This window comes from Fodinibius sp. GM21 (assembly GCF_058386955.1).
The window spans coordinates 189,436-201,599 of sequence record NZ_JBYEIQ010000002.1 but is presented as its reverse complement, the minus strand read 5'-3'; the positions used below and the strand labels follow the sequence as shown (position 1 = coordinate 201,599).

At 51.4% G+C, this 12,164-nt stretch carries 12 protein-coding genes; 10 read left to right on the top strand and 2 right to left on the bottom strand.

Annotated elements, in window-relative coordinates; all coding sequences use genetic code 11:
- Positions 1 to 12: 12 nt before the first annotated feature.
- Together ACT3IB_RS04695 and ACT3IB_RS04690 are read left to right on the top strand one after the other, a co-directional pair.
- The gene (locus ACT3IB_RS04695) at positions 13 to 720 is read left to right on the top strand and encodes a hypothetical protein (protein WP_491537870.1); all 708 of its coding nucleotides are present in this window, start codon (positions 13 to 15) and stop codon (positions 718 to 720) included.
- Positions 721 to 761: 41 nt separating this feature from the next.
- Complete coding sequence (locus ACT3IB_RS04690) at positions 762 to 1,403, top strand: class I SAM-dependent methyltransferase (protein ID WP_491537869.1); 642 nt, start codon at positions 762 to 764, stop codon at positions 1,401 to 1,403.
- Here the strand turns inward: ACT3IB_RS04690 and ACT3IB_RS04685 are convergent.
- Both ACT3IB_RS04685 and ACT3IB_RS04680 read right to left on the bottom strand, forming a co-directional pair.
- On the bottom strand, positions 1,400 to 2,845 hold the full coding sequence (locus ACT3IB_RS04685) for a sensor histidine kinase (protein ID WP_491537868.1): 1,446 nt from the start codon (positions 2,843 to 2,845) through the stop codon (positions 1,400 to 1,402). The two genes, ACT3IB_RS04690 and ACT3IB_RS04685, sit on opposite strands and share 4 nt — an antisense overlap.
- Positions 2,838 to 3,560, bottom strand: coding sequence for a response regulator transcription factor (locus ACT3IB_RS04680; protein ID WP_491537867.1), 723 nt, complete (start codon positions 3,558 to 3,560; stop codon positions 2,838 to 2,840). Before ACT3IB_RS04680 ends, ACT3IB_RS04685 begins: the two co-directional genes overlap by 8 nt.
- Positions 3,561 to 3,716: 156 nt before the next feature.
- Between ACT3IB_RS04680 and ACT3IB_RS04675 the strand changes: the two genes are divergently transcribed.
- The 8 genes from ACT3IB_RS04675 (at position 3,717) to ACT3IB_RS04640 (ending at position 12,164) form a co-directional block, all read left to right on the top strand.
- Positions 3,717 to 5,519, top strand: a complete 1,803-nt coding sequence (locus ACT3IB_RS04675; protein WP_491537866.1) for a copper resistance system multicopper oxidase — start codon at positions 3,717 to 3,719, stop codon at positions 5,517 to 5,519.
- Between the two features lie 64 nt (positions 5,520 to 5,583).
- Entirely contained in the window at positions 5,584 to 6,342 is a 759-nt protein-coding gene (locus ACT3IB_RS04670; RefSeq protein ID WP_491537865.1) for a copper resistance protein B, read from the top strand.
- A 138-nt stretch (positions 6,343 to 6,480) separates the two neighbouring features.
- Positions 6,481 to 6,696, top strand: a complete 216-nt coding sequence (locus ACT3IB_RS04665) for an SHOCT domain-containing protein (protein WP_221930077.1) — start codon at positions 6,481 to 6,483, stop codon at positions 6,694 to 6,696.
- Between the two features lie 29 nt (positions 6,697 to 6,725).
- Entirely contained in the window at positions 6,726 to 8,264 is a 1,539-nt protein-coding gene (locus ACT3IB_RS04660; protein ID WP_491537864.1) for a multicopper oxidase family protein, read from the top strand.
- A 187-nt stretch (positions 8,265 to 8,451) separates the two neighbouring features.
- Entirely contained in the window at positions 8,452 to 8,748 is a 297-nt protein-coding gene (locus ACT3IB_RS04655) for an NADH-quinone oxidoreductase subunit A (protein WP_491537863.1), read from the top strand.
- Positions 8,749 to 8,751: 3 nt separating this feature from the next.
- Positions 8,752 to 10,740: an NADH-quinone oxidoreductase subunit D-related protein gene (locus tag ACT3IB_RS04650; RefSeq protein WP_491537862.1), complete on the top strand. Its 1,989-nt coding sequence runs from the start codon at positions 8,752 to 8,754 to the stop codon at positions 10,738 to 10,740.
- On the top strand, positions 10,741 to 11,643 hold the full coding sequence (locus ACT3IB_RS04645; RefSeq protein WP_142715539.1) for a complex I subunit 1 family protein: 903 nt from the start codon (positions 10,741 to 10,743) through the stop codon (positions 11,641 to 11,643).
- Positions 11,640 to 12,164, top strand: a complete 525-nt coding sequence (locus ACT3IB_RS04640; protein ID WP_142715538.1) for an NADH-quinone oxidoreductase subunit J family protein — start codon at positions 11,640 to 11,642, stop codon at positions 12,162 to 12,164. The genes ACT3IB_RS04645 and ACT3IB_RS04640 overlap by 4 nt, the downstream gene beginning before the upstream one ends.

The following is a 12,164-nucleotide window of genomic DNA, read 5'->3' as shown; positions in this document are numbered from 1 at the left end:
TATACTCGATTAATGCCTGAGAAAAAAACAGCGAACTGCTCAAAACTATTCTTTATCTTGTGTTTGTATATTTTACTTCCGTCATCCGGTTTCGGACAGGATACCCAAATGCTGCTCTTTGAAATTGACGGAAACCAGTACAAAAAATGTAACTATAGCAAAGAGGGAGAGTTGGAGTCGTACCAAAAGCTGATAGTCGGTTCCATAGAACAAAAAGCCAATACCTATCGTCTTCCGGTTGAACTTTATTCATACAATGCTAAAGGGGAGCTACAAGACAGCACCAAAACCCTTTATACCTGCCAACCAGATGAACAAAAAGTTTTGCTAAATGTTTTCCCCTTTACAGATTACGGGAAAGGCAGTGAAATCAAGGTCAACCTGTTGGATACGAATGCTTTTTACCCAACGGCTCCCAAGCCCGGATGGGAGATGGAATCTATTGAATTTGCCTTGAATATTGATAAAGGGCTGGTGGGATTTTTGGGCGGGAAAAGTAAGGTTACTATGAGCGGCCGTCAAGTAATACTCAACGATACCCTGCGAACCGAACAGTATCAGATTAATTCGACCGTGGATATCGGCGTTTATGTGTGGGGCATAAAAGTGAAAGGATTTGGTTATCGCGTTATTGAGATTATAGACAAAGACCGAGGAATTATATGGCAAAAATTTAAAAGCAAAGACGACGGCAGCTATTTTGTAATCCGTTTACAATAATCCGAATTGGAAAACAAATTTAATGCACGGTCTTAATTCGAATGAATAATCCAAATCTTGAACAAACCCAATTTACAAAAAAGCGGTACAACGTTACATCAGTCATTTATAATCTGATGGAGTGGCCGGTCGAACAGCTTTGGTACAAAAAGTGGCGGCAAAAGCTATGGGAGCAAATTCACGGACCAAAAGTGCTGGAAATTGGCGTGGGTACCGGGAAAAACATCCCGTACTATCCTGATAATATTCAGCTAACGGGCATTGACCTTTCGCCCGGCATGCTGAAACGGGCAAAAGGACTGCTGAAGGAAAAACAAAAAAACCATGTTATCCTTAAAGAGATGGATGCCCAAGACATGGATTTTCCAGACAACCATTTTGACGAAGTGGTTGCCACCTTTGTCTTTTGTTCGGTTCCCGATCCGGTGCGTGGTCTGCAAGAAGTCTTGCGCGTCACCAAGCCCGGCGGCCGGTTACATCTGCTCGAACACATGAGGGCAGAACAACCTTTTATGGCCAGCCTAATGAAAAAACTGGATGCTCCCATCCATTATTTAAGTGGCGTTCATATTGCCCGGCAAACCGTAGCTAATGTTGAACAGGCCGGTTGGAATATTGAAAAGGTTCAGGATTTAACTGCGAAAGGTATTTTTAAAAAGATTAAAGCCACCAACCCGCGTTAAATTTCCTTTTCATCTGCCAACGGCAACTCAACCACGAATGTACTTCCTTTCCCCTCTCCTTCGCTGTAAGCTCTAATTCTTCCACCATACAATTCGATAATGGCTTTTACGAGTGGCAATCCCAATCCACTGCCTGGACTTTCTTGAACATCCCGTTGATTAGCCCGGTAGAACCGCTCAAACAAATGCTTTTTGGACTCCTCATCAAAACCAATACCGGTATCGCTCAGGTGCAGCACCGCCTTGCCGCTGCTGCGTTGCAATTGCAGCCTCACCTGGCCCCCTTCCGGCGTGTACTTTATGGCATTTTCCAACAGATTATTGATAACCTCCTCGATATAAGCTTCATGCGCCCGGACTTGCAGGTCAGGATCAATCTGCGTTTGAATTTGGATGTTTTTTGCCCGGGCATTTTCCCGGTGCTGATCAGCCGCTGCTTCTGTAATGCGACTGATACTAACGATGTCCGGTTTCGACCGGTGCACTGACTCCACCCGTGAGAGTTGCAGCAGCAGGTGCACCATTTCGCTCATCTTGCGTACTTCAGTCAGCATCCGCCCAATAGTTTCCTGGTACTCCTCTTTGGAGCGCGGTTTTCGGAGCATAATTTCGGCATCACTGCGCATCGATGACAGCGGTGTCATCAGTTCATGGGCAGCGTCGGAGGTAAAGCGTTTTTCTCGTTCAAAGCCTTTTTGCAGTCGGTTCAACATCATATTGAATGTCTCGGCCAAATCGGTTAGTTCATCTTTCACCTGGTAGTTTACGGGGATACGTTTATCCAGATCCGTAGCAGTAATTGATTTGGCTGCTTCATTAATAGCGGTCACCGGTTTAAGTGCTCTTCGGGAAAGCCAGTACCCCCCAAGAATGGAAAATGCGACGCTTATCGCAATCAGGACCAATAAATATTGCCTGAACCGGCTCAGCTCTTCATGCAGTGTCCACTCAAAACCGGTTACCTCCAGCCAGCCGCAAAGCTGACCACTGTCATCCATAATCGGATAAAACAGCGTCCGTGCTGGCAGGTCCTGCCACTGACTGCTAAAGGAATATTCCTCGGGCCTGTCGGGAATACCGGTATTCAATGGCTGTTTTACATCCACAAAGTTGGGGCTTTTATAAATCAGGCTGTCCTCTTGGTTGTACAATCGAACATAGGTTCCGTATTCCACGCCGCTTTCAAGTGCAGCATTTCTGCTGTAACCTGTAAGATCTATGGAGAGGGAATCTTCGGTGTGGATGTAAGGAATCAACTGTTCCGCCTCAAACCGGAGGTGGCGGTCATAGTTGTGGTGAATGGAATTATGAAACGTCTCGTACAAGAAGTACCCAAACAGGCTGAGCATCACGAACAGACTTAACCCATACCAAAATGCCAGTTTCTTAGAAATGGAAAGTCGGTCAAAAAATGAGGTAACACGCGCCACTATACTATTCATCTGTCTGTGTTAAATTGCTATTAAGGCGATACCCTGCTCCTCGTATGGTTTCAATGACCTTTGAATTATCCTCCAGGAACTCTTCCCCGCATTCCACAAACGATTCAGCCAGCTTTTGTCGCAGCGTAGAGATGGTGGCTTCAATCGTGTTGTCACTGACGTAATAGGCCGATCCCCAGACCCGCTCGGCAATCTGTGTTTTGGAAAAGACGGTCTCCGGTTCATTGAGCAAAAGTTCTAAAAGTATAAACTCCTTAGGTCGCAACGAACGCTTTATGCCACAAACTTTCACCCAGTGTTTGCGCGAATCCAGTTCAATAGGCCCTGCAGAAACAGCTTCATTATTCTGCATCTCCGAGGATCGCCGTCCTAATGCTCGAACGCGAGCAAGCAGCTCCTCAAAAGAAAATGGCTTACCCATATAATCATCGGCCCCGGCATCCAACCCAGCAACCTTGTGATCCAAGTCTCCCAGTGCTGTTAACATAAGGACTGGAAAAGATCGGTCTTCTGCACGCCAATGCTCCAAAATTTGTTTGCCATCACGGTTAGGCAGCCGCCAGTCCAGAATCACCATATCGTAATCATTGACCATCCCCTGTAGCTCGGCCTCTTCCCCGTCGTGCATCACTTCCACCACGTGACCTTCCTCTTCCAGTCCACGCTTCAAATTATTGGCCAGCTGCTTTTCATCCTCCACTAAAAATATCCACATAAAAAAGTAATTCTATTTCATGAAATAACAACTTAAAGATAATAGACACTGACCAATAATGTTTTAAGCTTAATTTAAGGTTCGTTTTGTATGTTTCGGTTCGATATTTGGAAACCGACGCTTTAGCTAATTAAAAACAATAAGGTACGCTGATTTATGAGTGACAACAACAATAACAATATGGACCGTCGCACTTTTCTCCGCTATGCCGGCTCCTTAGCGGCTTTTGCCGGGGCCAGTGCGGTATTGCCGGGCTACGCTTTAGCGGGTTTCGGCAGTGAGAAGCGAGACGTTTTAACCCCCAAAGGCCCTGATAATGTCATTGATCTGTCCATCGGCAAGATGCCGCACAAGGTCGATGGTAAACAGGGCGAAGCTATTGGCATTAACGGCAACGTTCCTGCTCCTCTTATTCGCCTGAAAGAAGGACAGAACGTGTTACTCCGTGTTACCAACGAATTAGATGAGGCAACTTCCATTCACTGGCACGGAATTCTTCTGCCGTTCCAGATGGATGGTGTGCCGGGGGTCAGCTTTGACGGTATTGAACCGGGGACAACATTTGAATACCGGTACCCGGTCCGGCAGAGCGGCACCTACTGGTATCACAGTCACTCGGGCCTTCAGGAGCAACTGGGCCACTACGGACCCATGATCATCGATCCGGCCGGCGAAGATCCGGTGGAGTATGATCGCGAGTATCCGGTGGTGCTCTCCGACTGGACGTTTGAAGATCCATACAAAGTGCTCGAAAAAAATGTTAAGATGGAGGGGTACTATAATTACCAGCGCCGGGATGTAGGCGAATTCCTTGATGATGTAAAGAAGAAAGGTTTTGGGGACGCCACGAAAGATTACCTGGCGTGGGCCCGTATGCGGATGAGTGCCACCGACCTGCTGGATGTCACCGGTGCCACCTATACCTATCTGATGAACGGCCATGGCCCCGACTCCAACTGGAATGCCCTGTTCAAGAAAGGCGAAAAAGTGCGCCTTCGATTCATCAATGCCTCAGCCGGAACTACTGCCTTTGACGTCCGCATTCCCGGTTTGGAGATGACGGTGGTACAAGCCGATGGGCAAAATGTAGAGCCGGTACCTATTGACGAGTTCCGCATCGGTATCGCTGAAACCTATGATGTGATCGTCGAGCCCAAAGAAGAAAAACCATTTACCATTTTTGCCGAATCGCTGGATCGCAGCGGCTATGCCCGGGGCACACTTGCACCGCGCGAAGGCATGTCGGCTCCGGTCCCCGAACTTCGACCCCGTCCCAAACGTACTATGAGAGACATGGGCATGAGTATGGCTGGTATGGACATGGAAGGTGACGGCATGAAGGGGATGGATCACGGAAACATGGATCATGGCGATATGCACATGCCCGCCATGAAGGAGACCCCCGTCAAGCACGGTCCAGACAAACACGGCCCCGGCGCAGCCGCTATCGCACAAAACCAGTTCAACCGGATGGGCGAGCCTGGTATTGGCTTGGGTAACGACGGACGTAAAGTGCTGATTTACAACGATCTTAAAAGCCTGGAGCGTAATATCGACGAACGCCCGGCCCAGCGCGAAGTCGAGCTGCATCTGACAGGCAATATGGAGCGCTATATGTGGTCATTTGACGGCAAGCAGTTCCACGAGGTGGACGGACCCATCGAGTTTAAGCACAACGAGCGCCTGCGGCTGACGCTGGTTAACGACACTATGATGGAGCACCCCATTCACCTGCACGGCATGTGGATGGAGATGGAAAACGGTAACGGGATTTATAACCCGCGCAAGCACACATTACTGCTGCAACCGGCACAGCGCATATCTGCCCTGGTGACCCCGCGTGACAAAGGCCGGTGGGCCTTCCACTGCCACATCCTGTACCACATGGAACGAGGCATGTTCCGGGTGGTGCAAGTCGAAGATGAAAACGGCAGCATTTATGGACAAGATTATACATGAATAAGTGTAACCAAACCTTTACGAACGAATTCTATCTGATATACAAATTTGCATGACAATGACCATGATTAAACGAGCATCAACATTCATTCTTACGACTTTTGCAATCATTGCAATCACCCACAGTTCCGTCCTGGCACAAAAAGCCCCGCCATTCAGCAATGACATCATGATGGACAACCACACCTATGTCTTTCTTATGGCCGACCGGTTTGAGTATAATATGAATAGCGGATTAAACCCACTGGTGCTCGATGCCCAGGGCTATATCGGTAAGGACCTGAACAAGTTTTGGTTTAAGGCGGAAGGCGAAGCATTAACCGCCGAAACTGAAGGCGAAATGGAGCTTCAGGGGCTCTACAGCAAAGCCATTTCCGCTTATTTCGACGTGCAGGCGGGTATCCGGTACGATGTGGCCTACAACGCCGATGGCAGCCAGTCGAGAGGCTTTGCCGTAATCGGCCTGCAGGGACTGGCCCCCTACCTGTTTGAAGTGGACGGTGCCCTTTTTGTCAGCGAAGCCGGAGATATATCGGCCAGCCTGGAAGCGGAATACGATTTTCCAATTACCCAGCGTCTTTGGGGACAACCACGGCTTGAAACCAGCGTGGCCGTACAGGAAGTCGAACAGTGGGGCGTCGGTTCAGGTTTTAACAACGTAGATCTCGGCTTCCGGCTGCGGTACGAAATCCGGCGCGAGTTTGCCCCTTATATTGGCATCTCCTGGAACCGGAAGCTGGGCGACACCGCCGACTTTACCCGTCTCGAAGGCGGGGAAATAAGCACCCTCGGCCTGGTAGGCGGGGTACGCATGTGGTTTTAACCGACTGTATGGCTAAGCCATAAAAATAACACAACAAATAGCCATAATTCTTTAACACCATATTCAGTGGAAATTTTTACCTTAATTATAAACCTTGAACCAAATCGACAATCAAAACAAACCTAACGGTGACTATTTATGCATATGTTTGACGGAATGGGCGGCGGCTGGTGGATGATGATCCTCTGGTGGGTTATTATCATTGCAGCTATTGTACTGCTGGTGCGCTATGCCACCCCAACCGGTTCGCCACCGCCACAGAAATCAGCGCTGGATATTTTAAAAGAGCGGTATGCCAAAGGAGAAATCAGCAAAGAAGAATTCAAGGAAAAGAAAAAGGATCTGCTGGAGTGAAAAAAGGTTAACTTCAAAAGTAAAATGGCATGGATCGCAAAAAATTCCTGAAATATCTTGGCCTCGGCAGCGCAGTAGCAACTCTGCCGTCGGCGCTTCTGGCGTGTAGCTCGGAAGCTAAAGAGGGCTTTGTGCTGCCTCAAAATGCGTTCACTCAGCCGCTGGTATTTCCGGAAGAGATCCGAGCCAACGACTTCGAGCTGGTGGCCGAATCCACTCAAAAAACGCTGGCCGGTGATGCGCCTTCGGATATTTATACCTTGAACGGCGCCCTGCCGAGTCCGACGATACGCATTAAGCGGGGCCAGTCGCTGAATATCAATTTTCAAAATCGTATTACCCAGGAAAGCATCCTTCACTGGCACGGGCTCATCGTGCCGCCCGCCATGGACGGGCACCCCAAAGATGCAGTCCAGCCCGGCCAAAACTATAACTACCGGTTCAACGTCGATCAGCGGGCCGGGACCTACTGGTATCACCCGCATCCTGATCAGCTGACCGGTCCGCAGGTATATCGGGGACTGGGTGGCTTTTTTATCGTGGAAGACGACGAGGAGCAGGCGTTGGGCTTGCCCTCCGGGGACCGCGAGCTGCCGCTGATCGTGCAGGATAAGCAGTTTAACAGCAGCGGGCAGTTAACCTATAATATCGGCAGGATGGATCGCATGATGGGTTTCTTTGGCAATACGCTGCTGGTGAATGGCCGCCCCGCTCCGTATCATAAGGTAAGCACAAACTGGCACCGGCTGCGGCTGCTCAACGGGTCCAACGCCCGTATTCTGGATTTCTCGTTCAGCGATGGACACGCTTTTCATGTGATTGGTGGTGACGGCGGGCTGCTGGAGCAACCGCATGAGATATCCTCTGTTATGTTAGCTCCCGGCGAACGGGCCGACCTGCTCGTCGATTTCAGTCGTTATGAGAAGGGTCAAAAAGTGCGTATGCAGGCCGAAGCGCAGAACGGGGGTGGCGGAATGATGGATATGATGGATGGAAACAGAAATGGCGGGATGATGAATGGCCGGCAAAGCCGCAGGGGCATGCAGGGAATGATGGGCGATCGGGACCGTCGAGGCAGCACATCTGGTGGAGAGGCAGATATCCTTGAGTTCAGAATCGCAAAAGAAAAGCAGGAGGAGTTTGAACTCCCCGGAAGGTTGGCAAAACGATCCTATCCTGACGCATCAGCTGCCGACCGGAGCCGGCGTATCAACCTGACGATGGAGATGATGCAGGGGCCGGCCATCAACGGAAAGTTTTTTGAGATGATGCGCGTGGACCAGAAAGTGCCCCAAGGTGCACTTGAAGTATGGGAATTCACCAATAATACGATGATGCCGATGCCGCACCCGATGCATATTCATGCTACGCAATTTAACGTGCTGGAGCGCAGCGGCGGAGAGCTATCCCCGCACGAGCGCGGCTGGAAAGATACCGTGCTGGTCGGCGCCGGCGAAACCGTGCGCGTGCTTACCAAATTTGATGCCCCCAAAGGCCTGTACGTATTTCACTGCCACAACCTGGAGCATGAAGACAACGGCATGATGGCGAATTTTGAAATTACCTAAAAATAAAGGACGCGCCTTTAGTCGCGGAGGATGTTTGAGGCAGGTTGATACCAAGTTTATGGGTTGCTTTAATCAAAAATCCTGATCATAATATGTTCCATAACAATTAAAGAATGAAATAATGCAACCACTGCAGCAATACATCATCCTGTTCGGCATGCTGGTGGCCACGGCGGGGCTGGCGTGGATGATTTATCTCATCAAGCGTTCGCTGGGTGAGACGGTGGATGAGCCCGGCAAGGATATGCCGGCCCAGAGCGGCCATCCGTCGCCCGAGCCGGCCTGGAATCGCTACCACGTACACTACTACGGTTTTGCACTGCTCTTTCTGGCCTTTGATATGGAGATGGCCTATATGTATCCCTGGGCGGTAGTGTACAAGGAACTGGGACTTGTCGCCCTACTGGATATGGGTTTTTTCCTGGGCATCCTGTTTTTGGGACTCATTTACACCTGGACGCAAAGCGGACTTAAACGACAATAGTTTATGAGCAAACCGGTAATGACATACGGGGCCCGCAAGGGCAAGATGAGCGGGCTGAGGCGCTGGATGGCCAAGGCCTCAGCCAAGGATATCTGTATTTTTCCGGTGCCGGGTGCGGATATTTTAAGGATGTATCAAAATGAATTGGACTCAGACTTCATCATCGCTCCCAACCCGCGCGAAGCTAACGTGCTGCTGGTAATGGGGAACCTGCCCGACCCGCTGGCGCAAAAAGCAGCCGTGGCCTACCAGCAGATTCCGCGTCCCCGCGTACTGGTGGTGGCCGGCCCGGAGTCGCTCCCTTATCTTCCCAAGCCCGATCTTCATGTTGCATTAGCTAATAATTTCCTTGAGGATGCACTCCCCGAAATTCAGGAACTGTTTCAACATCACGCCTGGAGTGAAGACGCCGAGCCCTGGATGCCGGAGTTTCTGGTGAATATGGCTGAAGATTCGGAAAACGGCGGACATGCACATCATCACCATAATCACGGAAACGGGGATGAAGGTGAGCACGATCATAAAGAGCATGAGCATGGACACGAAGAAGATCATGGATCGCACGAATCACATGACGGACATGGCGGTCATAATAATCACGATCACGGTGATCATGAGAACGAAAAGGGTCATAATCACAATCACGGCGGACACGACCATCATCACGGCCACGGCGATCATGAAGGCCACGACCATTCCACCCATCAGCAGGGTAAAGCCGATGGAGGACACAACCATAGCCACGGAAGCCATAAAAATCACGATCATAACCATTCTGATGATACCGAAGCCGGGGACAGTAAAGACTGCCATGGAACACCGGACAAGCACAGCCACGAAAGCCATCAGCACGGTTCCCATAGTGCACATAAGGGCCATCAACATCACGATCATGGAGAACACGCACATGGGCAGGATGAGCATGAACATAACCACGCAGGCCACGGCCACGGCGGACACGACCACGGTGATATGGACTTTATGTCGATGGTGGCGATGACCAAAGACCTTCCGCGACCGAGGGACGGGCTGCCGATGAACCGTAGTGAGGTCTACTTCGGGCCCTTTCACCCCGGCCTGCCCGGCGGGTTGTCAGTATTCATGGAACTGGACGGTGATACCGTCATCGAAGCCCGGGTGGAAGATGATCTCACCGCCCGTTCTTTTGAAGAGCTCTTGCCGCTTGAGGCAACCGAACTGCCCGATCTGCTGGCGGGGCTCAACCCGTTGACGCCCCAAACGTACCGGCTGCTGGCAAAAAAAGCCCTGACAAACGCTTTTGGCAATGATGATTCGATTTTATCTAATGAACTTTGTGCTCTGGAAAACGAACGCATTGCCAGCCATCTGAACTGGCTGGCCACCTTTGCCAAAACAGTAGGCAACGAATGGATGCACCGACAGGCCGCGCGGGGGCATGTGCTTCACCGCACCAAAGATATATCATCTAAAAAACTGATCGCTTTTCTAAATCAGATCCGGTCCATGCTATATTTGCAAACGAAATTAAGCGTCGGAGGAATCATTCCCGACCCCCTGCTGCATCACCTGTCGGGACCGGTGGCCAAAGCCGCGGGAATCAAACAGGATCTGCGCTCGCAGCAAAAGCAGTACCGGGATTTGGGCTGGGAGCCGGTCATCAAAGAGGAGAACAACGGCTGGGGACGGCTGCTGGTGCGCCTGGATGAGATTGAGCAAAGCTTTGCGTTGATTAACAAGGCCGACCAACAACAAGAAAGGAATACGGTTGATTTGTCCGGCTCCGGTTCAGGCTCGGCGCAGCTTGAAAGTCCGCGGGGTACCCTGTCCCTTGCGATCTCAGTAAAAAAAGGAGTGGTAAAGCAGCTGCAATTGGAAACGCCCGCCCAAGCGCTGGCCGCCCTGGTGCCGACGCTCAGCGAAGAAGCGGAGCTGTCGGACGCGCTGGTGCAGATTGTCTCGCTGGATATTTCCCCGTGGGAAGTCGGACTCAAAAGTCCGGAGGTGAAATAGATGAGTACAGCATTAACGTGGACGGCGATTATCATTCTGTTTGCAGCAGGAGTCTATTTTGTGGCCCTGATGGAGCGCTGGTCGTTTAGCGGGCGCCTCGACTGGGCCGGGCCGCTTCATGCATTCTTGCGGGCTTTCGGACAGGAAGAAATCCGTACCCGCCGCTACGACACCGTTTTTTATGAAGCCACGCCGATTATTTTCATCGCCGTAGTGCTGCTGGCGGTCGCCATCCTGCCCTTTGCCCAAGGAACTATTTTGCTTGATCTGGGTACCGCTGCGCTCTTTATCAACGCCGCGCTGGTCTATATCATGGTTTCACTTATCATGGCGGGCTGGTCAGCCAACGGCGCCTACGGCATGATCGGCGGCTGGCGCGCCATGGCACAGCTCATCGCCTATTCCATGGCGGTAGTGATGGCCATTACCGCGGCCGTCATGCGGGCCGAGTCGATGGGGATGCTGGAAGTAGTACGCTCGCAAGCGCCGCTCTGGAACATTATCTACCAGCCGGTGGGTTTTCTGCTGTTCTACTTCGCGGTGATGGCCATGGCCTTTCTGCCGCCCTTTGATCTGCCGGTGGCCGAAGGTGAGCTGGCCGGAGGCGCGTGGGCGGAGTTCACCGGGGCGCGTAAAATTTTGTTCCGCCTGGGCCGCTTGCTGCTGGTTCTGACGCTCGCGCTGGCCGTAACCGTCTTCTTTTTGGGCGGATGGCTCGGCCCCTGGCTGCCCGATTTTGTGTGGACGTTCATTAAAACAGCGCTGGTAGCGGCCTCCTTCTTCTGGGTGGGCCGCTGGTTGCCGCGTATCCGCCACGATCACCTGCTGGAGTGGGGTTGGAAGTACGCCGTGCCGGCCGCCCTGTTTAATATTGTGCAAGTGGGAATTCAATTGCTGCTATGATGGAACTGCAAATCACATTATTAATGGTCATTGGCCTGATCGCCATCTGGTTCGGTTGGCGGGTGTTCCGCACCAACTCGATGGTGCGTTCGGCCTTTTCACTGCTGGCTTCGATGGTGGCCATCGGCGGGATGTTTCTGGTGATGGAGGCGGAATTCCTGGGCGTGCTGCAGATTATGATGATGGGTACAGAGATGAGCATCATGGCCATATTTATGATGATGTATATGATGGATCCCGGCGGGCTGGGCCAGATGGACATGACCCACCAGGAAAAACCGTCCATCGTGGCAGCGGTCGTGACGGGCGGACTGGCGCTGGGGGTGATTCTGCTCACAAATTGGGGCGATATCGTTCCGGCGGCACCCGCTCCGGCGCAGCAAAACCACGATTTGGGCATGGAAGTGATGCAACGCTCGATGATGATCTTTGAATCGGCCGGCACGTCAATCCTGACCGCCATGGTCGCCGCCCTGGCCACGGCGTTGATTATTCACAACAACAATCAAAAGGAGCACTGA